The organism is Actinomadura miaoliensis, from assembly GCF_039536785.1.
In the GTDB taxonomy this organism is placed as follows: domain Bacteria; phylum Actinomycetota; class Actinomycetes; order Streptosporangiales; family Streptosporangiaceae; genus Spirillospora; species Spirillospora miaoliensis.
Map to the genome: position 1 here is coordinate 88,545 of NZ_BAAAZG010000051.1, position 23,704 is coordinate 112,248.

The window sequence follows — 23,704 nt, forward strand, 5'->3', positions numbered from 1 at the left end:
CGGAGGCTGCACCGCCCCAAGGGTCCGTCTCCAGCGATGGTTACGGACAGTGACGGTAAAACGGGGACGGCCCTAGGTCAAGCTGATTGGAAAAAAGCGGTCGAATCCGCAGGTCTCGATCCGGACCGTCCGGATCGGGCCGGCCCGTCGCGCGCACCGGTCACCTCCGGCGCCCGGTCCCTACATTCCCCGAATGTGACCGCTCTCACCAGGCAAGACGCCCGGTATCCCCGGTACGGGGCAGAGCGGGGGGACTGCTACGGTGATACGGACGAGCGTCCTTTAAGGCCCGTCCCGTGAGGCGGGAAAGGAGGTTTCAGTGGTGAATGCTGCCCCCCGGCGGGAGGAGCCGGCGGAGGCGCGCGTGGCGGACGGTGACTCCCGGCCCACCGATCCCGGAAAAGACTCCGGGCACAAGGCCGTTCTGGAGGGTCCCGACATCCGGCGTGCGCTCACCCGCATCGCACACGAGATCCTGGAGCGCACCAAGGGCGGCGACGACGTCGTCCTGCTGGGCATCCAGACCCGCGGCGTGACGCTGGCGCGCCGCCTGGCCGAGCTGCTGGAGCGGGTGGAGGGCCGCCCGGTCCCGCGCGGTTCGCTGGACGCCACGATGTACCGCGACGACCTGCGGATGAAGCCCGCCCGCGCGCTGAACCGCACCGAGCTGCCCGCCGGCGGCGTCGACGACCGCATCGTGGTGCTGGTGGACGACGTGCTGTTCTCCGGCCGCACCGTCCGCGCCGCGCTGGACGCCCTGGGCGACCTGGGCCGCCCGCGCGCCGTGCAGCTGGCCGTACTCGTCGACCGCGGCCACCGGCAGCTGCCGATCCGCGCCGACTACGTGGGCAAGAACCTGCCCACCTCCATGCGGGAGACCGTCAAGGTCATGCTGGCCGAGAACGACGGGCGCGACGCGGTGCTGCTGGGCCCGGCCGACGGGCGTCCGCGCGCGGCCGAGGGGAGGCACGGCTGATGCGACACCTGATCTCGGCGGCCGACCTGAGCAAGGACGACGCGCTGCTCGTGCTGGACACGGCCGAGGAGCTGGCCCGGGTCGCCGACCAGTCCATCAAGAAGCTGCCGACGCTGCGCGGCCGCACCGTGGTGAACCTGTTCTTCGAGGACTCCACCCGCACCCGCATCTCGTTCGAGGCGGCCGCCAAGCGGCTGTCCGCCGACGTGATCAACTTCTCGGCCAAGGGGTCGAGCGTGTCCAAGGGGGAGAGCCTCAAGGACACCGCCCTGACGCTGGAGGCCATGGGCGCCGACTGCGTGGTCATCCGGCACGGCGCGTCGGGCGCCCCGTACCGGCTGGCCAACTGGGTGCACGGCAGCGTCGTCAACGCCGGCGACGGCACGCACGAGCACCCCACCCAGGCGCTGCTGGACGCGTTCACCATGCGCCGCCGCCTGGGCAACCTGGAGGGCCGCCGCGTCACGATCGTCGGCGACGTGCTGCACAGCCGTGTGGCACGCTCCAACGTGCTGCTGCTGGGCACCCTCGGCGCCGACGTCACGCTGGTCGCGCCGCCCACGCTGCTGCCGGTCGCGGTCGACACCTGGCCGTGCTCGGTGTCCTACGACCTGGACGCGGTGCTGCCCAAGAGCGACGTGGTGATGATGCTGCGGGTGCAGCGCGAGCGCATGAACGCCGCGTACTTCCCCAGCGTCCGCGAGTACAGCCGCCGCTACGGCCTGGACGCCGAACGGCTCGCACGGCTGTCCGACGACGCCATCGTCATGCATCCCGGCCCGATGAACCGCGGCGTGGAGATCGCCGCCGAGGTGGCCGACTCCCCCCGTTCCACCATCGTCGAGCAGGTCGCCAACGGCGTCAGCGCCCGCATGGCCGTGCTGTACCTGCTGCTCGGCGGTTCCGAGCCCGCCATCGGCAAGGAGGTCGTCGCAAGGTGAGCGTCACCTATCTGATCAAGGACGCGCGGATCCTGGGCGGCGACCCCGCCGACATCCTCGTCCGCGACGGCGTGATCGCCGAGATCGGGCGGGGGCTGGACGCGGCGGGCGCCCAGGTCGTGCGGGCCGACGGCCTGATCGCGCTGCCCGGCCTGGTCGACCTGCACACCCACCTGCGGGAACCGGGACGCGAGGACGCCGAGACCGTCGAGTCCGGCACCAAGGCCGCGGCGATGGGCGGGTACACCGCCGTGCACGCGATGGCCAACACCGACCCCGTCGCCGACACCGCGGGCGTGGTCGAGCAGGTGTGGCGCCTGGGCCGCGAGGCCGGGTACTGCGACGTGCAGCCGGTCGGCGCGGTCACCCGGGGCATCGCCGGGGAGCAGCTGGCCGAGCTGGGCGCCATGGCCGACTCGGCCGCCCAGGTGCGGGTGTTCTCCGACGACGGGCACTGCGTGTCCGACGCGGTGATCATGCGGCGGGCGCTGGAGTACGTCAAGGCGTTCGACGGCGTGATCGCCCAGCACGCCCAGGAGCCGCGGCTGACCGAGGGCGCCCAGATGAACGAGGGCGAGGTGTCGGCCCGGCTCGGCCTGCCCGGCTGGCCCGCGGTGGCCGAGGAGGCGATCATCGCCCGGGACGTGCTGCTGGCCGAGCACGTGGGCTCGCGGGTGCACGTGTGCCACGTGTCCACCGCCGGGTCGGTGGAGATCATCCGGTGGGCCAAGAGCCGCGGCTGCCGGGTCACCGCCGAGGTCACCCCGCACCACCTGCTGCTCGACGACACCCGCGCCGAGACCTACGACCCCATCTACAAGGTGAACCCGCCGCTGCGCACCGCCGACGACGTCAACGCGCTGCGGCACGCGCTGGCCGACGGCACCATCGACTGCGTGGCCACCGACCACGCCCCGCACCCGGTGGAGGCCAAGGAGACCGAGTGGGCCGAGGCCGCCATGGGCATGATCGGCCTGGAGACCGCGCTGCCGGTCGTCCAGGAGGCCATGGTCGACACCGGACTGCTCGACTGGGCCGGGGTGGCCGACCGCATGGCGTTCCGCCCCGCGCGCATCGGCCGCCTGTCCGGGCAGGGCCGTCCGCTGGCCGCGGGTTCGCCCGCCAACATCACGCTGTACGACCCGGCGCCGCGCCGCCCGGTGGACCCGACGGCGATGACGTCCAAGAGCCGCAACACCCCCTACCTGGGGCTGGAGCTGCCGGGACGGATCGTCGCGACGTTCCTGCGCGGCCGTGCGACCGTACTGGAAGGGAAGCTGCAGTGACCCCACCTCCCGCCGTGCTGGTTCTCGAAGACGGCAAGACGTTCCGCGGGGTCGCGTACGGGGCGTTGGGGGAGACCTTCGGCGAGATGGTCTTCGCCACCGGCATGACCGGCTACCAGGAGACCCTCACCGACCCGTCCTACGCCCGGCAGATCGTGGCGATGACCGCCCCGCACATCGGCAACACCGGCGTCAACGACGAGGACCCCGAGTCGCGCCGCATCCAGGTCGCCGGGTACGTGGTGCGCGAACCCGCCCGCGTGGCGTCCAGCTGGCGCGCCACCGGCTCGCTGGGGTCGGCGCTGCGTGCGCAGGGCGTCGTCGGCATCGCCACCCCCGGCACCCGTGCGCTCACCCGCCACCTGCGCGACAAGGGCGCCATGCGCGCCGGGATCTTCAGCGGCGACGCCGCCCTGGCCCCCGAGGGCGACCTGCTGGACAAGGTGCTGGCCAGCCCGTCCATGGTGGGCGCCGACCTGGCCCGCGACGTGTCCACGCCCGAGCCGTACGTGGTCGCGGCGCACGGCGCCAAGCGCTTCACCGTGGCCGCCGTCGACCTGGGCATCAAGTCCATGACGCCGTACCGGATGGCCGAGCGCGGCTGCGAGGTGCACGTGCTGCCCGCCGCCAGCACCGCCGAGGACATCCTGGCGCTCGACCCCGACGGCGTGTTCTTCAGCAACGGCCCCGGCGACCCGGCCGCCGCCGGCTACGCCGTCGACGCGCTGCGCGGCGTGCTGGACGCCGGCAGGCCGTTCTTCGGCATCTGCTTCGGCAACCAGATCTTCGGGCGGGCCCTGGGCCTCGGCACCTACAAGCTGCGGTTCGGGCACCGGGGCATCAACCAGCCCGTGCAGGACCGCACGACCGGCAAGGTGGACGTCTCGGCGCACAACCACGGGTTCGCCGTGGACGCGCCGACCGACGGCACGTTCGACACCCCGTACGGACGCGGCGAGGTCAGCCACGTCAACCTCAACGACGGCTGCGTCGAGGGCCTGCGGCTGCTCGACTACCCGGCGTTCAGCGTCCAGTACCACCCGGAGGCGGCGGCGGGCCCGCACGACGCCACGAACCTGTTCGACCGCTTCTGCGAGCTGATGGGGGGTGCCCGCTGATGCCGCGGCGGACCGACCTGAACTCCGTCCTGGTGATCGGCTCCGGCCCGATCGTGATCGGCCAGGCGTGCGAGTTCGACTACTCCGGCACCCAGGCGTGCCGGGTGCTCAAGGCCGAGGGCCTGCGGGTGGTGCTGGTCAACAGCAACCCCGCCACGATCATGACCGACCCGGAGTTCGCCGACGCCACCTACGTCGAGCCGATCACCCCTGAGGTCGTCGAGAAGATCATCGCCAAGGAGCGGCCGGACGCGCTGCTGCCCACCCTGGGCGGCCAGACCGCGCTCAACACCGCCATCGCGCTGTACGAGTCGGGCGTGCTGGAGCGCTACGGCGTCGAGCTGATCGGCGCCGACGTGGACGCCATCCAGGCGGGCGAGAACCGCGAGCGGTTCAAGGCCGTCGTCGACAAGGTCGCCCGCGAGCACGGCCTGAACGCCGAGTCGGCCCGCTCGGTGATCTGCCACACCATGGACGAGTGCCTGGCCGGCGCCGCCGAGCTCGGCTACCCGCTCGTCGTGCGGCCGTCGTTCACCATGGGCGGCGCCGGGTCCGGCATGGCCTACGACGAGGACGACCTGCGCCGCATCGCCGGCGCCGGGCTCGCCGCGTCCCCGACCAGCGAGGTGCTCCTGGAGGAGTCGATCCTCGGCTGGAAGGAGTACGAGCTGGAGGTCATGCGGGACGCCGCCGACAACGTCGTCATCGTGTGCTCCATCGAGAACCTCGACCCGATGGGCGTGCACACCGGCGACTCGATCACCGTGGCGCCCGCCATGACGCTCACCGACCGCGAGTACCAGAACATGCGGGACGTGGCGATCGCGGTGATCCGCGAGGTCGGGGTGGACACCGGCGGCTGCAACATCCAGTTCGCCGTGCACCCCGGCACCGGGCGCATGGTCGTCATCGAGATGAACCCGCGGGTGTCGCGGTCGTCGGCGCTGGCGTCCAAGGCCACCGGCTTCCCCATCGCCAAGATCGCCGCCCGGCTGGCCATCGGCTACACGCTGGACGAGATCCCCAACGACATCACCGCCGAGACCCCCGCCTCGTTCGAGCCGACGCTCGACTACGTGGTGGTCAAGGTGCCGAGGTTCGCGTTCGAGAAGTTCCCCGGCGCCGACCAGGGCCTCACCACCCACATGAAGTCGGTGGGCGAGGCCATGGCGATCGGCCGGTGCTTCACCGAGGCGCTGCAGAAGGCCCTGCGGTCGCTGGAGCAGAAGGGCTCCTCGTTCTCCTGGGCCGGGGACCGCGGCGACGCCGAGGAGTGGGTCGAGAAGGCGACCCGTCCGCACGACGGGCGGCTGCGCGCCGTCCAGCGGGCGATGTGGGCGGGCGCGTCGGTCCAGCGGCTGCACGACGCCACCGGCATCGACCCCTGGTTCCTGGACCAGATCGCCGCGCTCAACGAGATCGCCGAGGAGATCCGCACCGCCGAGGACGCGCTCACCCGCGACAAGCTGCTGCGGGCCAAGCGGCACGGCTTCTCCGACGCCCAGATCGGCGAGCTGCGCGGCCTGTCGGAGGAGGTGGTGCGGGAGCTGCGGCACGCCCTCGGCGTCCGGCCCGTCTACCTGACCGTCGACACCTGCGCCGCCGAGTTCGCCGCCCGCACCCCCTACCTGTACTCCTCCTACGACGAGGAGACCGAGGTGCCGCCCGGCACGAAGCCCAAGGTGATCATCCTGGGCTCCGGGCCGAACCGCATCGGGCAGGGCGTGGAGTTCGACTACTCCTGCGTGCACGCCTCGTTCACCCTGGCCGAGGCGGGCTACGAGACCGTCATGGTCAACTGCAACCCCGAGACCGTCTCCACCGACTACGACACCTCCCACCGGCTGTACTTCGAGCCGCTGACGCTGGAGGACGTGCTGGAGGTGGTGCACGCCGAGCAGCGCACCGGCGAGGTCGCCGGGGTGATCGTCCAGCTCGGCGGGCAGACCCCGCTGCGCCTGGCCCAGCAGCTCAAGGACGCGGGCGTGCCGATCGTCGGCACCTCGCCGGAGAGCATCCACCTGGCCGAGGACCGCGGCGCGTTCGGCCGGGTGCTGCACCGCGCCGGGCTGCCCGCGCCCAAGCACGGCACCGCCACCTCCTTCGAGGAGGCCCGCGAGATCGCCGCCGAGATCGGCTACCCGGTGCTGGTGCGGCCCTCCTACGTGCTGGGCGGCCGCGGCATGGAGATCGTCTACGACGACGCCACGCTGGAGTCGTACCTGGAGCTGCAGAGCCAGGGCGGCCTGCTGGAGCACCCCGTGCTCGTCGACCGGTTCCTCGACGAGGCCATCGAGATCGACGTGGACGCCCTGTTCGACGGCGAGGAGCTCTACCTCGGCGGCGTCATGGAGCACATCGAGGAGGCCGGGATCCACTCCGGCGACTCGGCGTGCGCGCTGCCGCCCATCACCCTCGGCCACGACGACCTGCGCCGCATCCGCGAGGCCACCGAGGCCCTCGCCCGCGGCATCGGCGTGCGGGGGCTGATGAACGTCCAGTACGCGCTGTCGGCCGGCGTGCTGTACGTGCTGGAGGCCAACCCGCGGGCCTCGCGCACCGTGCCGTTCGTGTCCAAGGCCACCGCCGTGCCGCTGGCCAAGGCCGCCGCCCGGATCATGCTCGGCGCCACCGTCGCCGAGCTGCGGGCCGAGGGCGTGCTGCCGGCGTCCGGCGACGGCGGGTCGCTGCCGCTGGACGCGCCGATCGCCGTCAAGGAGGCGGTGCTGCCGTTCAACCGGTTCCGCACCCCCGAGGGCCAGGGCGTGGACACCGTGCTCGGCCCCGAGATGCGCTCCACCGGCGAGGTCATGGGCATCGACGAGGGGTTCGGCACCGCCTACGCCAAGTCGCAGCAGGCCGCCTACGGCGCCTCCCTGCCCACCAAGGGGCGCGCGTTCGTGTCGGTGGCCAACCGGGACAAGCGGCACATGGTGTTCCCCGTCAAGCGCCTTGCTGACCTGGGCTTTGAGATTCTTGCCACGGAGGGGACCGCGGAGGTCCTGCGCCGCAACGGCGTGCATGCCAAGATCGTGCGCAAGCACAGCGACGGCCCGGGACCCGACGGCGAGCCCACCATCGTGCGGCGCGTCCTCGACGGCGAGGTGGACCTCATCGTCAATACTCCCTTCGGCAGCCCCGGACAGTCGGGGCCGCGGCTGGACGGCTACGAGATCCGTACCGCGGCCGTGCTGCGCGGCGTGCCGTGCGTGACGACCGTGCAGGGCCTGGCGGCGGCCGTGCAGGGCATCGAGGCCATCGTCGGCGGCCAGGTCGGCGTGCGCTCGCTGCAGGAGCACGCCGAACGCCTGCGCGGCGCGCACGGCGCCGGGCCCGCGTGACGGGAGGTCGGCCGGGGCTGTCCGGCGGGTGAGCCGCCGGGCCGCGCGGCCCGACGACGACGAGAGGGAGACGGGTGTCCGACACACCGGTGCAGACGTCGGCAACCGTTCTGACGGTGCGCCAGGTGGGCGACTACCACGCGCTGACGGCGGTGGCCCCCGGGGTCGCGGAGCGGTTCCGGCCGGGGCAGTTCGTGGCGCTCGCCGTGGGCGGCGAGCACACCAGCCGCCTCGTGCGCCGGTGCGTGGCCGTCCACGAGGTCAAGTCGGACTACGGCGGGACGGTGGAGATGGTGTTCGCCGTCCGCGATCCGGGCACCCGCTGGCTGGCCGGGCTGCGGTCGCGCGACCGGCTCGACGTGGCCGGTCCGCTCGGCCGCCCGTTCCGGCTGCCCCGCGACCCGGTCGGCTGCCTGCTGGTGGGCGGCGGGCCGGGCGCGGCCGGGCTGTTCGCGCTGGCCGACACGCTGCACCGGCGCGGCTGCCAGGTGCACTTCGTGCTGGCGGGCGCCACGTCCCGGCAGGTGTTCGGGTCGCGGATGGCCCAGCGCATCGGCGACAGCGCCACCGTCGCCACCGAGGACGGCTCGCTGGGCGAGAAGGCCACGCTGCGCGAGGTGCTGCCCCGCGTGATCGAGGAGACCGCCTCCGACGTCGTCTACGGCTGCGGGCCCACGTCCCTGCTGCGCACGGTCACCCGCATCGCGGGGGACGTCGGCCTGCCCTCCCAGGTGTCGGTGGAGGAGTTCCTGCAGCAGACGGGGGCGTGCGGCATCGGCGTGTGCATGACGTGCGTGCTGCCGTTCCACGGCGACGACGGGGTGACCCGCATGGTGCGCGCCTGCACCGAGGGGCCGGTGCTGCGCGGCGACCGCGTCCGCTGGGGCGACCTGGGCACCATCCCGTTCGACGCCCTGGGCGCCCCCCGCGTCCTGCACACCCGGCCGGCCCCGGAGCGGGACGACGTCACCGACCGCGCCCGCGAGGAGGCCCAGTAGATGTCCTCGGACAGGATGCGGACCCGGCTGGGCGACCTGGAGCTGCCGAACCCGGTGCTGACGGCGTCCGGCTGCGGCGGGTCCGGACGCGAGCTGGCCCAGTTCACCGACCTGACGCGGCTCGGCGCGTTCGTCACCACCTCGGTGATGGCGCAGCCGCGGGCGGGACGGCCCACCCCGCGGATGGCCGAGACGCCCGCCGGGCTGCTGACCGCGATGGGCCTGCCCGGCCCGGGCATCGACGGCTTCCTCGAACGCGACCTGCCGTGGCTGACCGAGCAGGGCGTGCGGACGATCGTGTCGCTGGCCGGCAACAGCGTCGAGGAGTTCGGCGAGCTGGCCCGGCGGCTGCGCGGCGTGCCCGGCGTCGCCGCGATCGAGGTGAACGTCGCCTGCCCCAACGTCGAGGACCGCGGCCGGATGTTCGCCTGGCACCCGCGCGCGTCGGCCGCCGTGGTGCGGGCGGTGCGCGCCAACAGCCGGGTGCCGGTGATCGCCAAGCTCGCGCCCGACGTCACCGACATCGTCACCATCGCGCTGGCCTGCGTGGACGCCGGGGCCGACGCGCTGACCCTGATCAACACGATGGTCGGCATGGCCATCGACACCGGCACGCTGCGGCCCACGCTGGCGGGCGTGTCGGGCGGACTGTCCGGCCCGGCCGTGCGGCCCGTGGCGGTGCGCTGCGTCTACCAGGTGCACGCCGCGCTGCCCAGCACCCCCATCGTCGGCGTGGGGGGCGTGGCCACCGGACTGGACGCGCTGGAGTTCGTGCTGGCCGGGGCCTCGGCGGTCGCGGTGGGCACCACGTTGTTCCACGACCCGTCCGCGGGCACCCGCATCCTGCGCGAGCTGGAGGACGCCCTGGCGGCGCGCCGGCTGACCCTGGCCGACGCCGTGGGCCTGGCCCACAAGCCCGCCGGCTACGTCCCGCCCCAGGTCCGCCCCGAGGAGCCCGTGCCGGCGGAGACGAAGGAGAAGCTGCCGTGACCGCTGCCCCCGCCCCCATCGCCGTGGCGCTGGACGCCCCCGACCTGGAGACGGCCGCGCGGTGGGCCTCCCTGGTCACGCCGCACGTCAGCACCGTCAAGGTGGGCCTGGAGCTGTACCTGCGGTACGGGCCGGACGTGGTCGCCAGCGTGCGCGGCGCCAGCGGCGTCCAGGTGTTCCTGGACCTGAAGCTGCATGACATCCCCGCCACCGTGGCGGGCGCGGCGCGCGCCGTGGGACGGCTGAGGCCGGCGTTCCTCACCGTGCACGCGGCGGGCGGCCCGGCGATGATCCGCGCCGCCGTGGACGCCGCGCCGGACACCCGGATCGCGGCGGTGACGGTGCTGACGTCCCTGCACGACGACGATCTGGCCCGCATCGGCCTGGCGGGGCCCGCGCACGACGCCGTACGGCGCCTGGCGGCCCTGTCGGTGGACGCCGGTGCCCAAGCGCTCGTCTGCTCGCCTCAGGAGGCCGCTGCGGTCCGCGCGGAGGTCGGCCCCGACATCACCCTCATCACCCCCGGCGTGCGGCCCGCAGGCGCCGACACGCAGGACCAGGCGCGCGTCGCCACGCCCGAGGAGGCGCTGGCGGCCGGGGCCGACCTGCTGGTGATCGGACGCCCCATCACCGGCGCCGCCGACCCGGGCGCGGCGGCCGCGGGCATCGCCGCGGCGCTGCGCCGCACCACGGCCGGCCCCGCCGCCTGAAACGGCCGCCCGGACGGCCCGCCCCGCCCGGCCGTTCCCCGGACGGTCGAGCCCCGAACGGTCGCCTGAACGGCCGTCCGGCGGGCCGCCGGGCCCCGGCGGCCACTCGGCCGGTCACCTCTATTAACCTGTCATGCGGGAAGTTTTAGGACATTCCGGACAGGTGATCGACGTCACTTCCGCGGGTCCGTTTTCCGGAAAACGCGGCCTCGGCGGAAAATGTGACGCGTATCACCGACGATGGTCCGGCCGACGTGTCGGAATCGCGGTCGCGGGTCCGTACCTCGTGCGAAAGCCCCGGAGAAAAGGGTGACAACTGACACATATGGGGCGTTGCCTGGGGATTTTTCACGATCTTGCGAAAGTCCCAGATGGGGCGGGGGTGGCGCCGAGGCGACCCCCGGCTGTGTACACTCCGTATTCAGGACACCCCAGGGAGTGATTTTCGTGATTTTGTGGCGGGCCAAACGGCACTTCACGTTGCTTTATAGGGCGTGAACTCGCTAGTTTCCCAACCCGTCCGACTCCGTCGAGTGGAAACCTGAGGTGACCCGGCGTGGCTCTTCCGCCCCTAACCCCCGAACAGCGCGCCGCAGCCCTGGAGAAGGCTGCCAAGGCCCGCAAGGAGCGGGCCGAGGTCAAGAACCGGCTCAAGCACGGGGGAACCTCGCTTGCCGAGGTCCTCAAGGAGGGGCAGACCGACGACGTCATCGGGAAGATGAAGGTGTCGGCCCTCCTGGAATCGCTGCCCGGTGTGGGCAAGGTCCGTGCGAAGCAGATCATGGAGCGCCTGGGCATCGCCGAGTCCCGCCGCGTGCGGGGTCTCGGCGCCAACCAGCGCGCCTCCCTGGAGCGTGAGTTCGGCGGCGGTGGAAACCGCTGACGAGCGACTCACGGGCGGGCGCGGCGGTGCAACCGTCGCGGCCGGCTCCGGCGCGCCCGGCGGCAGGCCCCCCGGCACGTCCGGCGGCGCGCCCTCATCCGGCTCCATCCCGTCCAGTCCCGGCGCGCCCAACACCGCGCCGGGCGGCTCCCCCTCGTCGCACGACTCCATGCTCCGGCGGCTGACGGTCCTGTCCGGGCCGTCGGGCGTCGGCAAGAGCACGGTCGTCGCCGAGATCCGGCGGGCCCACCCCGAGGTGTGGCTGTCGGTCTCGGTGACCACCCGGCCCCCCCGGCCGGGTGAGACCCACGGGGTGCAGTACTACTTCGTCGACGACGCCGGTTTCGACCGGCTCGTCGCCGAAGGGGAACTGCTCGAATGGGCCGAGTTCGCGGGCAACCGCTACGGCACCCCACGGCGGCCGGTCGTGGAACGGCTGGCCGCCGGGCGGCCCGTGCTGCTGGAGATCGATCTGCAGGGTGCGCGCCAGGTCCGGCGGGCGATGCCCGAGGCAATGCTGGTCTTCCTGGCGCCGCCCTCGTGGGAGGAGCTGGTCCGCCGCCTGGTCGGCCGCGGCACCGAGCCCGCGGACGTGATCGAGCGGCGGCTGGCGGCGGCACGCGTGGAGCTGGCCGCCGAGAAGGAGTTCGACGTGACGCTGGTGAACACGTCCGTCCAGGACGTGTGCCACGAACTGCTAACCTTGATGGCTGTTCGTCAATAGCCACGTCTAAGGGAAGGCCACATAGTGGCAGCCAGTTCCGAGGGCATCACCAACCCGTCGATCGACGAGCTCCTCGAGGTCGTCGACACCAAGTACGGCCTGGTCACCATCGCCGCCAAGCGCGCCCGGCAGATCAACGCCTACTACGCGCAGCTCGGCGAGGGGCTGCTGGAGTACGTGGGCCCGCTCGTGGAGACCCAGGTGCAGGAGAAGCCGCTGTCGATCGCGCTGCGCGAGACGCGGGAGGGCCTCCTGCACGCCGAGCCGATCGAGGGCTGAGACGCCCCGACCGCATAACGAAACATGACCGATCCCAGGCCGCGCGTCGTCCTCGGCGTCGGCGCCGGCATCGCCGCCTACAAGGTGTGCGAGCTGCTGCGACGGTTCACGGAGTCCGGACACGACGTGCGCGTGGTGCCGACCGCCGACGCGCTGCGCTTCGTCGGCGCCGCCACGTGGGAGGCGCTGTCGGGCCACCCGGTGTCGACCCAGGTGTGGGACGACGTCGACCGGGTGACGCATGTCCGCCTGGGCAAGGAGGCCGACCTGGTGTTCGTCGCCCCCGCCACCGCCGACCTGCTGGCGCGGGCCGCGCACGGCCGGGCCGACGACCTGCTCACCGGCACCCTGCTCACCGCCCGGTGCCCGGTGGTGTTCGCGCCCGCGATGCACACCGAGATGTGGGAGCACCCGGCGACCCAGGACAACGTGGCCGTGCTGCGCTCCCGCGGCGCGCTCGTCGTCGATCCCGCCTCGGGACGGCTGACCGGCGCCGACACCGGGCCGGGGCGGCTGCCCGAGCCCGCCGAGCTGTTCGAGGTGGGCCGGCGGGTGCTGGCGCGCGGCGGCGCCGCGCCCGACCTCGCGGGCCGGCACGTGGTGATCTCGGCCGGCGGCACCCGTGAGGCGATCGACCCGGTGCGCTTCATCGGCAACCGCTCCTCGGGCCTGCAGGGGTACGCGCTGGCCCGCACGGCGGTGGTGCGCGGCGCGCGGGTGACCGTGGTGGCCGCCAACGTCGCCCTGCCCGACCCGGCGGGCGTGCGGGTGGTCGCCGTGGAGTCGGCCGCGCAGATGCGCGCGGCCGTGCTGGAGGCCGCCGCGGACGCCGACGCGGTGGTGATGGCCGCCGCCGTCGCCGACTTCCGTCCCGCGGGCTACCGGGACTCCAAGATCAAGAAGGTGCCGGGGGCGGAGCCGGAGCCGATCACGCTGGTCAAGAACCCCGACATCCTGGCCGAGCTGAGCGCCCGGCCGCGCGGCGGCCAGGTGGTGGTGGGGTTCGCCGCCGAGACCGACGACGTGCTGGCCGCGGGGCGCGACAAGCTCGCCCGCAAGGGCTGTGATCTGCTGGTGGTCAACGAGGTCGGCGCCGACCTGGCGTTCGGGCGGCCGGACAACGCCGCGGTGGTGCTGGCCGCCGACGGCGCCGAGACCCCGGTGCCGCGCGGCCCCAAGGAGGATCTGGCCGACGTGGTCTGGGACCTGGTCGCCGAACGTCTCGAACCGCGCGCCGGCGCGTCCTGAGCGCGTCCGGTGGCGACGAACCGCGACAACTGGTCAAATACCGCATTTGTCCGGTGGTGTCGTCGGACCGTGCCGAGGAATCATTGTCGCTAGACTTCCTCGAACACCGTCGTCGCCACGGTGCGGGGAACCCGTGTCCCCGCCGAGTCCACAATCCGTCCTGCGACATCAGTCAGCAGCCGCTGCAAGGAGTTCACGTACGTGTCTCGCCGCCTGTTCACCTCCGAGTCCGTCACCGAGGGACACCCGGACAAGATCGCGGACCAGATCAGCGACGCGATTCTCGACGCGATGCTCAAGGACGACCCGAAGAGCCGGGTCGCCGTCGAGACCATGATCACCACAGGGCAGGTGCACGTCGCCGGTGAGGTGACCACCGAGACCTACGTGGACATCCCGGGCGTGATCCGGGAGAAGATCCTCGAGATCGGATACGACTCGTCCAAGAAGGGCTTCGACGGGCACTCCTGCGGCGTGTCGGTCTCCATCGGCGCCCAGTCGCCCGACATCGCCCAGGGCGTCGACGACGCCTACGAGGCCCGCGAGGGCGAGGCCGGCGACGAGCTCGACCGGCAGGGCGCCGGCGACCAGGGCCTGATGTTCGGCTACGCCACCAACGAGACCCCCGACCTGATGCCGCTGCCGATCACGCTGGCGCACCGGCTGGCGCAGCGGCTGTCGCACGTCCGCAAGCAGGGCGTGGTGCCCTACCTGCGCCCGGACGGCAAGACCCAGGTGACCATCGAGTACGACGGCGACCGCGCGGTGCGCCTGGACACCGTGGTGGTCTCCAGCCAGCACGCCCCCGACATCGACCTCAAGGAGCTGCTGACCCCCGACGTCAAGGAGAACGTGGTCGACCCGGTGCTGGCCGACTTCGACCTGGACGCCGACGGGTACCGGCTGCTGGTCAACCCCACCGGCCGGTTCGAGATCGGCGGCCCGATGGGCGACGCGGGGCTGACCGGCCGCAAGATCATCGTCGACACCTACGGCGGCATGGCGCGGCACGGCGGCGGCGCGTTCTCCGGCAAGGACCCCTCCAAGGTGGACCGTTCGGCCGCCTACGCCATGCGCTGGGTCGCCAAGAACATCGTGGCCGCCGGGCTGGCCGACCGCGCCGAGGTGCAGGTCGCCTACGCCATCGGCAAGGCCCACCCGGTCGGGGTGTTCGTGGAGACCTTCGGCACCGAGAAGCTGCCGGTCGAGAAGATCCAGGGGGCCGTCCTGGAGGTGTTCGACCTGCGCCCGGCCGCCATCGTCCGCGACCTGGACCTGCTGCGCCCGATCTACCAGCAGACCGCCGCCTACGGCCACTTCGGCCGTCCCGAGCCCGACTTCTCCTGGGAGCGCACCGACCGCGCCAAGGACCTCGCGAGCGCCGCGGGCCTGTGACGCCCCGGCCGCGCGCGTCCACCGCGTTCACGATCCGTCCCCTCGCCTGACGGCCGGGGGCGATCACAGAAGCGGCGAGATCGGTTCGCGTGGAGGCTTGTTCGAAGGCCCCGTTGGAGTCCGTGCTCCACGGGGCCTTCGACGTTGCGGTCTTCTGTAGCGCGGTCTTCGATGCCGCGGTCTTCGGTGTCGCGTGCCGCCTGGCTAGCAGGCCGTGCCGCGCGGGAGCTTGTAGGCGGCCTTGAGGGTGTAGCGGCCGGGGGCCGTGGTGTGGAGGCGGGTGAAGTCGCCCTCGTGCGACAGGCACGCGCCCCCGGGGCCCTGGACGGCCAGCCACGGGGACCAGGAGATCCGCACGAGTGGTGACGCCCCCGCCTGGGGCACGTCCAGGACGAGCCGGTCCGCGGTGATGCGCACGACCGTGGCGGGCGGGTCGGCCAGGGGCTGGGGGTCGGTGACGCTGAACAGCCGCCAGTGCTCGTCGTGCCAGACCTCGCGCAGCCAGGGCTGGCCGCGCCTGATCAGCTCGGCCTCCTCCTCGGCCGACCAGTCGGTCTCCACCTCGGGCAGCACGACGTACCGCACGCCCCAGCGCAGCAGCCACTCGCGGTAGGCGGCGGGGGTGAGGGTGTCGTCGTAGAACAGCGCGTTGCGGTCGGCGTCGACCTGCCGGTTCCAGCCGCGGGCGAGCACGACGTGACGGCTGAGGCCCGACGCCTCCCAGTGCGAGCGCAGCGGGACGACCTCCACGCGGCCCCGGTCGGCGCCGCGCCGCAGCAGCTCGGCGACCAGCTCGTCCGAGTGCCGGGCGGCGGCCATGGCGGGCCGGGTGTGGATCAGGTCGTCGACGGGCTTGAACACCTGCCACACGGCGGTGACGGCGAACGCGACGCCGAGCACGGCCAGCCTGCGCCGGTCGCGGACGACGGCCATGGCGCACAGCAGCAGCACGCCGCCGAACATCAGCGCCAGCCGCTCCACGTTGCTGCCGACGGGGGAGGGGATGAAGAAGGTCAGCGTGATCCCGGCCAGGTACACGGCGGTGCCGACGCGGATGGTGCGCCACTCCCGCGGCGCGCACAGCACCAGCGCGACGACGCTCGCGAGCGTGGGCAGCACCACGGCGGTGAAGGAGATCGGCTGAACGCCCTTGAACGGGAACAGCAGCGTCGTGGCGGCCACCACCGCCGGCGGGCCGGCGGCCAGGGCGCAGCCGGTGCGGCGCCGTCCGGTCAGGAACAGCGCCGCCGCCAGGACCATGACGAACAGGCCCGCCACGGGGCTGGCGAGCGTGGTCAGCACGGTCAGCGACGTCAGCGCGGCGCCGCGCAGCAGGGGGGCGCCGCGCCGGGAGAACGCCACGACGGCGGCGATCAGCGCGAAGAACAGGCCGAGCCCGAACGTCACCCGTCCGGCGGCGGCGTTGCACGACAGCGAGAACGCCGCCCACAGCGCGACGGGCAGCGTCAGCGGCGCCCGGAAGCGCACGAGCAGGTAGGCGGTGAGCGTGGCCGACAGCGTCCCGGTGACGCAGGCGACCGTGCGGATCCCCGCCCAGGCCATCAGGTACGGCGACAGGACGCTGTAGGAGGCGGGGTGCATGCCGCCGTACCAGAACAGGCTGTAGGGGGAGCCGGGGTGGTCGCGAGCGAAGTGGGTCCAGGCGTTCTGCGCCGCCAGGTCGCCGCCCTCGGCCGCCAGGAACAGCCCCCACACCAGGTGCAGCGCCGCCGCCAGGAGGGTGGCGGCGTTGACGGGGTGGCGCGGGTCCGTCCAGCGGCGCCGGCGTCCGGAGCGCGGGGACGCGTCCCCGGGACGGTCGGCACGTGACGGCCGTTCGCGCAGGTGGGAGAGGTCGGGGACCGCGGTCACAGCGACTTAAGGGGCGTAGGGGACGCTCGGAGCATCGGGCAATAATCCAATGAATTCGCCGCGGCTTACAAACCGTGCGCGGCGGCGGCCCGGGCCCCGTGGCCGCCGTGGCGTCGGCCTGATCTGGTAGGACGGTTGGCGTGAGCAACGACGGCGGGGGAGCGGAGCTGATCCCGGGGCTGGACGACGTCCCGCGCGTGGCCGCCGAGCGCCCCGCCCGTCCGGACGGGCGTCCGGAGAAGAAGGGCGCGGAGAAGAAGGGCGCGGGGAAGAAGGGCGCGGGCAGGAAGGGCGCCCGGACGCCCGCCGAGACGCTGCCGGTCGCGCGGGTCGCGGTGGAGGTGCCGCTGGCCCATCTGGACCGTCCGTTCGACTACCTGGTGCCCGCCCAGCTCGACGCGCAGGCGGTGCCCGGATGCCGGGTGCGGGTGCGGTTCGCCGGTCAGCTGGTGGACGGGGTGCTGCTCGACCGGGTCGCCGACAGCGCCCACGAGGGCAGGCTGGCCTACCTGGAGCGGGTCGTCTCGCCCGAGCCGGTGCTGACCCCGCAGGTGGCGGCGCTGGCCCGCGAGGTCGCCGACCGGTACGCGGGCACCTTCGCCGACGTGCTGCGCCTGGCGATCCCGCCGCGGCACGCCCGGGTGGAGGCCGAGCAGCCGCCCGCGGCCCCCGCCGCCGACGCGGACGGGCCGGCACCCGACCCGGGGCCGTGGCGGGAGTACCCGGCCGGGCCGTCGTTCCTGGCCGCCCTGGCGGACGGGCGGGCGCCCCGCGCGGTGTGGACGGCCCTGCCCGGCCCCGCGTGGACGGCGGCGATCGCCCGCGCCGTCGCGGTGACGCTGGCGGCCGGGCGCGGCGCGCTGGTCGTCCTGGCCGACGGGCGCGACGTGGCCCGCGTGGATGCGGCCCTGACCGCCGAGCTGGGGGAGGGACGGCACGTCGCGTTGACCGCCGAGCCCGGCCCCGCCGAACGCTACCGGCGCTGGCTGGCGGTGCTGCGCGGCACCGCCCGCGCCGTCGTCGGCACCCGGGCGGCGATGTTCGCGCCCGTCGCCGACCTCGGCCTGGTCGTGCTGTGGGACGACGGCGACGACGTGCACGCCGAGCCGCACGCCCCGTACCCGCATCCCCGGGAGGTGCTGGCGCTGCGCGCCCACCGGGGCGGCGCGGCCGCGCTGTTCGGCGGGTTCACCCGCACCACCGAGGCCACCCAGCTGGTGGAGACCGGCTGGGCGCACGCGCTGGCGCCCGAGCGGACCCGCGTCCGCCAGGTCATGCCGCGGGTGCGGCCCGCCGGCGACGACGCCGAGCTGGCCCGCGACGGCGCCGCCCGCACCGCCCGCCTGTCGCATCTGGCGTTCGAGACGGCCCGGGGCGCGCTGCGGGACGGCCCGGTGCTGGTGCAGGTGCCGCGCCGCGGCTACCTGCCGGGCCTGGCGTGCGGGCGCTGCCGCGGCCCGGCCCGGTGCGGCGCCTGCCAGGGGCCGCTGGCGCTGACGTCGTCGCACGCCACCCCCTACTGCCGCTGGTGCGGGCGGATCGCGGGCGACTGGCGCTGCCCCCAGTGCGGGCACATCCACGTGCGGGCGGTCGTCGTCGGGGCGCGGCGCACGGCCGAGGAGCTGGGCAGGGCGTTCCCCGGCGTCAACGTCAGGACCTCCGGGCGCGACGGGGTGCTCGACACGGTCGGCGCGGAGCCCGCGCTGGTGGTGTCCACCCCCGGCGCCGAGCCGGTCGCGGACGGCGGCTACGCGGCCGCGCTGCTGCTGGACGGCTGGGTGCTGCTGGGCCGTCCCGACCTGCGGGCGGGGGAGGAGACCCTGCGCCGCTGGATGAACGCCGCCGCGCTCGTCCGCCCCTCGGCGCCGGTCGTGGTGGCCGCCGACGGGTCGCTCCCGGCCGTGCAGGCGCTCATTCGCTGGGACCCGGTCACGTTCGCCGAACGGGAGCTGGCCGAACGGCGCGGCGTGGGGTTCCCGCCCGCCGTGCGCATGGCCTCGCTCACCGCGTCCCCGGCGGCGGTCCGCGAACTGCTGGCCGAGACACGCCTGCCGGACGGCGCCGAGGTGCTCGGCCCCGTGCCGGTGCCCACCCCGCCCTCCGGCGCGTCCCCCGACAGGGAGGCCCAGGGCAGGGAACGCGCCCTCATCCGGGTGCCGCGCGGCGCGGGGCTCGCGCTCGCCCGCGCGCTGAAGGAGGCGCAGGGAGTGCGCAGCGCGCGTAAAGCTCCGGAAACGGTGCGCGTCCAGATCGACCCCCTGGAGCTGGTCTGACCACTAGGGTTCTCCGAGTGGCCGACAACTGGGTGGACGACTGGGTCAGCGGCGTGGACGACGCGCTGCGGGAGTGGGCGGACGAGCACGACGGCGAGTCCGTCGACCCGCGGGGCGCGCGGCTGCTGCTCGACCTCATGCGCGACGACCTCGGGCTGGCCGGGCCGGACGGGCTGACGCCCGCGCTGCTGCGCCGCCTGCTGCTGGAGGTCTTCCCCGAGACGGTGGTCGCGGGCGCCGACGAGGTGCCCGACATCCTCGCCACCGCGCACCGCCTCGTGGCGTTCCTCGGCGAGTCCGGCGCCGTCCCGGCCGCGCGCGCCGCCGAGCTGACCGCCGAGCTGGACGCGCTCGCGCCCCGGTTCGCCGAGGTGGTGACGGCCGCCGACACCGCCGAACGGCAGGCCGCGGCCGAGGTGATCCACGGCATGATGGTGGCCGAGGGGGTCGACCCGGACGACGCCGAGGCGGTCGAGCGGTGGGTGCGCGAGTTCGAGGCGCTGCCGGAGGCCGAGCGGTTCGCGCGCACCGAGGAATACCTGCGCCGGGCCGAGGAACTGGTCGTCCCGCCGGTCCGGCTGGCGCCCGAGGCCGAGCTGGCCGCCGCCGCGCGCCGCTCCCCACTCGTCGCCGAGGCGCTGTCGGGCGGCTCCGACCGGCTCCGGCAGGCCGCGGACGAGGCGGGGATCACCGAGGACGCCGGCGGCGACGACCACGCGGTCCTGGACGCCTGGCTGCGGCTGTTCGACGCCGTGGCGGTGCCCGAGCACGACCCGTCCGGCGGCCTGAGCCCGGCCCAGCTGGTGCAGAACGAGCTGACCGGCGTGCTCATCCACCTCTACGAGCAGGACGAGCCGACCGCCCCCGAGCCGCTGGCGGCCGCGCTGATGCTCCACGTCGAGCAGGAGTACGAGGTCGCCGACGACCGGCGGACCCTGACCGCCGCGGTGGAGACCGCGCTGGCCGAGGAGATCGACAACCTGGTCCGCTGGGGCGTGGCCGAGACGCGCGACGGCGGCTTCGCGCTCACCCCGCTGGGCGTGTGGGGCGTGCGGGAGCTGCTGCTGGCCGACGGGTTCGTGGCGCCGCAGGTGGGCGAGCTGGCGGAGGTCCCGGCCGCGGACCTGGTGGCCGGGCTGACCTGGCACCGGCACGACACCGCCGACGAGGAGATCGACGGCTGGCTGGCCCGCCGCGACCCCCGCGACGCCGCCGCCGAGCTGCTGGAGGTCATGCGGACCGGCACCCCCGGCGCCCGCAACCTGGCCGCCGCCGTGCTCGAACGCGTCGGCCCGCAGGCCGCCGGCGCCGTCCGGGACGCCGTGCGGCACGCGCCCGTCCGGCCGTACGCCACGCTGTGGCTGAGCCGCAACGGCGACCCCGGCGCCGAGCTGAGCCGCGCCGAGTACGTGTGGATGTTCGTCGACTCGGTCGCCGGGATGATGGAGACCGCCGAACCCGACGAGGCGGTGCGGGCGGCCCTGGCCAAGGCGCCGGCCGACGCCGACATGGGCGCGCTGATCGACGACATCTGGCGCGCCGAGCACCCCGACGCCACCGACGTGCTCGTGGCGCTGGGCGACCACCACCCCGACAAGGCGCTGGCGAAGGCGGCCCGCACCGCCGCCTACAAGGCGCGGTCCAGCCGCAACGGCGCGGCGCCGCGGGGCGGGGACGCCTCCGGATCTTCGTAGACTGGGAGCACACCCACCGCGTGACAGGGCGCGAACTCGCAGAAGCACCGTAGGGAACGGAGTCCTCGTTGGCCGTCAAGCCCATCCGCCTCTTCGGCGACCCCGTGCTGCGCACCCCGGCCGAACCGGTCAAGGACTTCGACAAGGAGCTGCGCCGCCTCGTCAAGGACCTGACCGACACCATGATCGACGCGCCCGGCGCGGGCCTGGCCGCGCCGCAGCTCGGCGTGAGCCTGCGGGTGTTCACCTACTACGTCGACGACCGCCTCGGCCACCTGGTCAACCCGACCCTGGACCTGTCGGAGGAGCAGGAGACCGACGACGAGGGCTGCCTGTCGCTGCCCGGCCTGTCGTTCCCCACGCCGCGCGCGGTCCGCGCGGTCGCCAAGGGCTTCAACATGCACGGCGAGCCGATCACCCTGGAGGGCACGCACCTGCTGGCCCGCTGCGTCCAGCACGAGACCGACCACCTGGACGGTGTGATCTTCATCGACCGGATGGACGCCGAGCAGCGCAGGGCCGCGATGAAGGCGATCCGCGAGGCCGAGTGGTTCGGCGAGCCCGCGCCGGTGGTCAAGCAGTCCCCGCACCCCACGTTCGGGAAGGCCATCTAGGGTGAAGCTCGTTTTCGCCGGAACCCCGGAGGCGGCGGTGCCGTCGCTGGAGGCGCTGCTGGAGTCCGGGCACGAGGTGGCGGCCGTCGTCACCCGTCCCGACGCGCCCGCCGGACGCGGCCGCAGGCCGGCGCCCAGCCCGGTCGGGCGGCGCGCCGCCGAGGCCGGGATCGAGGTCCTCAAGCCCGCGAAGGTCCGCGACCCCGAGTTCCTGGACCGGCTGCGCGAGATCGCCCCCGACTGCTGCCCCGTCGTCGCCTACGGGGCGCTGCTGCCGCCCGTCGCGCTCGCCATCCCCCGCCACGGCTGGGTGAACCTGCACTTCTCCCTGCTGCCGGCCTGGCGCGGCGCCGCGCCCGTCCAGCACGCCATCCTGCACGGCGACGACGTGACCGGCGCCGCCACCTTCCAGATCGAGGAGGGCCTGGACACCGGCCCGGTCTACGGGGTGCTGACCGAGCCGATCAGCGACGACGACACCGCCGGGACGCTGATGGAGCGCCTCGCGCACGCGGGCGCGCGGCTGCTGGTCGACACGATGAACGGCATCGAGGCGGGCATCCTGGAACCGCGCCCGCAGCCCGGCGACGGCGTCTCGCACGCCGCCAAGATCACCCCGGAGGACGCGCGGGTCGACTGGGCCGCCCCGGCCATGCGGGTCGACCGGCTCGTCCGCGCCTGCACGCCCGCGCCCGGCGCCTGGACCACCTTCCGCGGCGAACGCCTCAAGCTCGGCCCCGTCCGCCCCTGCGTGGGCGGCGACCCGCTGCCCCCCGGCGCGCTGCGCGTGCGCAAGAACGAGGTGCTGGCCGGCACGAGCACGTCCCCGGTCGTGCTCGGCGAGGTCCAGCCGCAGGGCAAGCGCCGCATGAACGCCCTCGACTGGACGCGCGGCGTCCGGCTCACCGACGAGGACCGCCTGGACTGATGCCGCCCGCCCACCGCAACCAGCGCGGCCGCCGCGGCGCCCCCCGCCGGCCCGGCGGCCCCCGCCGCACCGGCCGTCCCCCCGAGGACCTGGCCCGCCGCACCGCGTTCGACGTCATCCGGGCCGTGCAGACCCGCGACGCCTACGCCAACCTGCTGCTGCCCAACCGCCTGCGCTCGCGCGGCCTGACCGGACGCGACGCCGCGCTCGCCACCGAGCTGACCTACGGCACGCTGCGCGGCCGCGGCACCTACGACGCCGTCCTGGCGCTGTGCAGCGACCGTGAGCTGCGCCGCATCGACCCGCCGCTGCTGGACGTGCTGCGGCTGGGCGCCCACCAGATCCTGGCCACCCGCATCCCGCCGCACGCCGCCGTCGGCACCGCCGTCGACCTGGCCAGGTCGGTCGCCGGCCCGGGCCACGCCAAGTTCGCCAACGCCGTGCTGCGCAAGGTCGCCACCCGCGACCTGACGGCGTGGCTGGCCATCGTCGCGCCCGAGGGCGGCGACGAGGTGGCGCGGCTGTCGGTCGCGCACAGCCACCCCACATGGATCGTCTCGGCGCTGCGCGACTCTCTCGGGCCCGACCGCGGCGAGATCGAACGGCTGCTGGCCGCCGACAACGAACGCCCCCACGTCACCCTGGTGGCCCGGCCCGGCCGCGCCACCCCGGAGGAGTTGTACGAGGCGGGGGCCGAGCCGGCGCCGCACTCCCCCTACGGGGCGGTGCTGCCCGAGGGAGACCCCGCCGCGATCCCGGCCGTCCAGGAGGGCCGCGCCGCCGTCCAGGACGAGGCCAGCCAGCTCGTCGCGCTCGCCCTGGCCGCCGTGCCGCTGGACGGCCCCGACGCCCGCTGGCTCGACATGTGCGCCGGGCCCGGCGGCAAGGCGGGCCTGCTGTCGGCCGTGGCCGCGCAGCGCGACGCGCGCCTGCTGGCCGCCGACGTGCAGCCGCACCGCGCCGGGCTGGTCCGCGGCGCCGTGGACGACCGCGCCGGCGTGATCGTCGCCGACGGCACCGCGCCCGCCTGGCGTCCCGGCGCGTTCGACCGCGTGCTGCTGGACGCGCCGTGCACCGGCCTGGGCGCCCTGCGGCGCCGTCCCGAGGCGCGGTGGCGGCGCGGCCCCGAGGCCGTGGCCGAGCTGACGCCGCTGCAGCGCGGGCTGCTGACGTCGGCGCTGGAGGCGGTCCGCCCCGGCGGGGTGGTCGCGTACGTGACGTGCTCGCCGCACCTGGCCGAGACCAGCGTGGTCGTGGACGACGTGCTGCGCGGCCGCGACGACGTGGAGCGCCTCGACTCCCCGGCCGCGCTCGCCGCCGTCGCGCCCGCCCTGACCGGCGTCGCGACGGCCGAGGACGGCTACGCCCGGTTCTGGCCGCACCGGCACGGCACCGACGCGATGTTCCTGGCCCTGCTGCGCCGCCGCTGAGACA

19 protein-coding genes are annotated in these 23,704 nt (G+C 74.3%); 18 read left to right on the forward strand and 1 reads right to left on the reverse strand.

Going from position 1 to position 23,704, the window contains the following annotated elements:
* The first annotated feature begins 364 nt into the window (after positions 1-364).
* From pyrR to metK, 13 genes are all read left to right on the forward strand, one after another.
* Positions 365-976 (forward strand): bifunctional pyr operon transcriptional regulator/uracil phosphoribosyltransferase PyrR, encoded by a 612-nt coding sequence (pyrR, locus tag ABD811_RS32390; protein ID WP_344955560.1) that lies wholly within the window; start codon positions 365-367, stop codon positions 974-976.
* A complete protein-coding gene (locus tag ABD811_RS32395; protein ID WP_344955388.1) occupies positions 976-1,917 on the forward strand; it encodes an aspartate carbamoyltransferase catalytic subunit in 942 nt (313 codons plus the stop codon). The genes pyrR and ABD811_RS32395 overlap by 1 nt, the downstream gene beginning before the upstream one ends.
* The gene (locus ABD811_RS32400) at positions 1,914-3,203 is read left to right on the forward strand and encodes a dihydroorotase (RefSeq protein ID WP_344955390.1); all 1,290 of its coding nucleotides are present in this window, start codon (positions 1,914-1,916) and stop codon (positions 3,201-3,203) included. Before ABD811_RS32395 ends, ABD811_RS32400 begins: the two co-directional genes overlap by 4 nt.
* Positions 3,200-4,321 (forward strand): glutamine-hydrolyzing carbamoyl-phosphate synthase small subunit, encoded by a 1,122-nt coding sequence (gene carA, locus ABD811_RS32405; protein ID WP_344955392.1) that lies wholly within the window; start codon positions 3,200-3,202, stop codon positions 4,319-4,321. Before ABD811_RS32400 ends, carA begins: the two co-directional genes overlap by 4 nt.
* On the forward strand, positions 4,321-7,662 hold the full coding sequence (gene carB, locus ABD811_RS32410) for a carbamoyl-phosphate synthase large subunit (RefSeq protein ID WP_344955394.1): 3,342 nt from the start codon (positions 4,321-4,323) through the stop codon (positions 7,660-7,662). Before carA ends, carB begins: the two co-directional genes overlap by 1 nt.
* Positions 7,663-7,736: 74 nt before the next feature.
* Positions 7,737-8,660, forward strand: a complete 924-nt coding sequence (locus tag ABD811_RS32415; protein ID WP_344955396.1) for an iron-sulfur cluster-binding protein — start codon at positions 7,737-7,739, stop codon at positions 8,658-8,660.
* A complete protein-coding gene (locus ABD811_RS32420) occupies positions 8,661-9,650 on the forward strand; it encodes a dihydroorotate dehydrogenase (RefSeq protein ID WP_344955398.1) in 990 nt (329 codons plus the stop codon).
* Positions 9,647-10,360: an orotidine-5'-phosphate decarboxylase gene (gene pyrF, locus ABD811_RS32425; protein WP_344955400.1), complete on the forward strand. Its 714-nt coding sequence runs from the start codon at positions 9,647-9,649 to the stop codon at positions 10,358-10,360. The genes ABD811_RS32420 and pyrF overlap by 4 nt, the downstream gene beginning before the upstream one ends.
* A 556-nt stretch (positions 10,361-10,916) precedes the next feature.
* On the forward strand, positions 10,917-11,243 hold the full coding sequence (mihF, locus tag ABD811_RS32430) for an integration host factor, actinobacterial type (protein WP_285492525.1): 327 nt from the start codon (positions 10,917-10,919) through the stop codon (positions 11,241-11,243).
* 106 nt (positions 11,244-11,349) lie between these two features.
* Positions 11,350-11,967 carry a guanylate kinase gene (gmk, locus tag ABD811_RS32435; RefSeq protein ID WP_425549486.1) on the forward strand — a complete coding sequence of 206 codons (618 nt, stop codon included), beginning with the start codon at positions 11,350-11,352 and terminating at the stop codon, positions 11,965-11,967.
* A gap of 24 nt (positions 11,968-11,991) precedes the next feature.
* A complete protein-coding gene (rpoZ, locus tag ABD811_RS32440) occupies positions 11,992-12,246 on the forward strand; it encodes a DNA-directed RNA polymerase subunit omega (protein ID WP_285492526.1) in 255 nt (84 codons plus the stop codon).
* Positions 12,247-12,270: 24 nt separating this feature from the next.
* Positions 12,271-13,494, forward strand: coding sequence for a bifunctional phosphopantothenoylcysteine decarboxylase/phosphopantothenate--cysteine ligase CoaBC (coaBC, locus tag ABD811_RS32445; protein ID WP_344955403.1), 1,224 nt, complete (start codon positions 12,271-12,273; stop codon positions 13,492-13,494).
* A gap of 201 nt (positions 13,495-13,695) precedes the next feature.
* A complete protein-coding gene (metK, locus tag ABD811_RS32450) occupies positions 13,696-14,889 on the forward strand; it encodes a methionine adenosyltransferase (RefSeq protein ID WP_344955405.1) in 1,194 nt (397 codons plus the stop codon).
* 204 nt (positions 14,890-15,093) lie between these two features.
* Here metK and ABD811_RS32455 read toward each other — a convergent pair whose 3' ends face one another.
* Positions 15,094-16,761 carry an MFS transporter gene (locus tag ABD811_RS32455; protein WP_344955407.1) on the reverse strand — a complete coding sequence of 556 codons (1,668 nt, stop codon included), beginning with the start codon at positions 16,759-16,761 and terminating at the stop codon, positions 15,094-15,096.
* A 140-nt stretch (positions 16,762-16,901) separates the two neighbouring features.
* Here ABD811_RS32455 and ABD811_RS32460 point away from each other — a divergent pair, with 140 nt between their 5' ends.
* The 5 genes from ABD811_RS32460 (at position 16,902) to ABD811_RS32480 (ending at position 23,700) form a co-directional block, all read left to right on the forward strand.
* Positions 16,902-19,034 carry a primosomal protein N' gene (locus ABD811_RS32460; RefSeq protein ID WP_344955409.1) on the forward strand — a complete coding sequence of 711 codons (2,133 nt, stop codon included), beginning with the start codon at positions 16,902-16,904 and terminating at the stop codon, positions 19,032-19,034.
* A 17-nt stretch (positions 19,035-19,051) separates the two neighbouring features.
* On the forward strand, positions 19,052-20,728 hold the full coding sequence (locus ABD811_RS32465; protein ID WP_344955411.1) for a hypothetical protein: 1,677 nt from the start codon (positions 19,052-19,054) through the stop codon (positions 20,726-20,728).
* 68 nt (positions 20,729-20,796) lie between these two features.
* A complete protein-coding gene (gene def / locus ABD811_RS32470; RefSeq protein ID WP_344955413.1) occupies positions 20,797-21,342 on the forward strand; it encodes a peptide deformylase in 546 nt (181 codons plus the stop codon).
* A 1-nt stretch (position 21,343) separates the two neighbouring features.
* Positions 21,344-22,270 carry a methionyl-tRNA formyltransferase gene (gene fmt, locus ABD811_RS32475; RefSeq protein ID WP_344955415.1) on the forward strand — a complete coding sequence of 309 codons (927 nt, stop codon included), beginning with the start codon at positions 21,344-21,346 and terminating at the stop codon, positions 22,268-22,270.
* Positions 22,270-23,700 (forward strand): RsmB/NOP family class I SAM-dependent RNA methyltransferase, encoded by a 1,431-nt coding sequence (locus ABD811_RS32480; protein ID WP_344955417.1) that lies wholly within the window; start codon positions 22,270-22,272, stop codon positions 23,698-23,700. Before fmt ends, ABD811_RS32480 begins: the two co-directional genes overlap by 1 nt.
* Positions 23,701-23,704: the final 4 nt, after the last annotated feature.

What these genes read in the sequence shown, in the direction of transcription:
- ABD811_RS32395 (WP_344955388.1), top strand. Translation starts at nt 976, where the DNA reads ATGCGACACCTGATCTCGGCGGCCGACCTGAGCAAGGACGACGCGCTG.
- carB (WP_344955394.1), top strand. Translation starts at nt 4,321, where the DNA reads ATGCCGCGGCGGACCGACCTGAACTCCGTCCTGGTGATCGGCTCCGGC.
- ABD811_RS32420 (WP_344955398.1), top strand. Translation starts at nt 8,661, where the DNA reads ATGTCCTCGGACAGGATGCGGACCCGGCTGGGCGACCTGGAGCTGCCG.
- coaBC (WP_344955403.1), top strand. Translation starts at nt 12,271, where the DNA reads ATGACCGATCCCAGGCCGCGCGTCGTCCTCGGCGTCGGCGCCGGCATC.
- ABD811_RS32480 (WP_344955417.1), top strand. Translation starts at nt 22,270, where the DNA reads ATGCCGCCCGCCCACCGCAACCAGCGCGGCCGCCGCGGCGCCCCCCGC.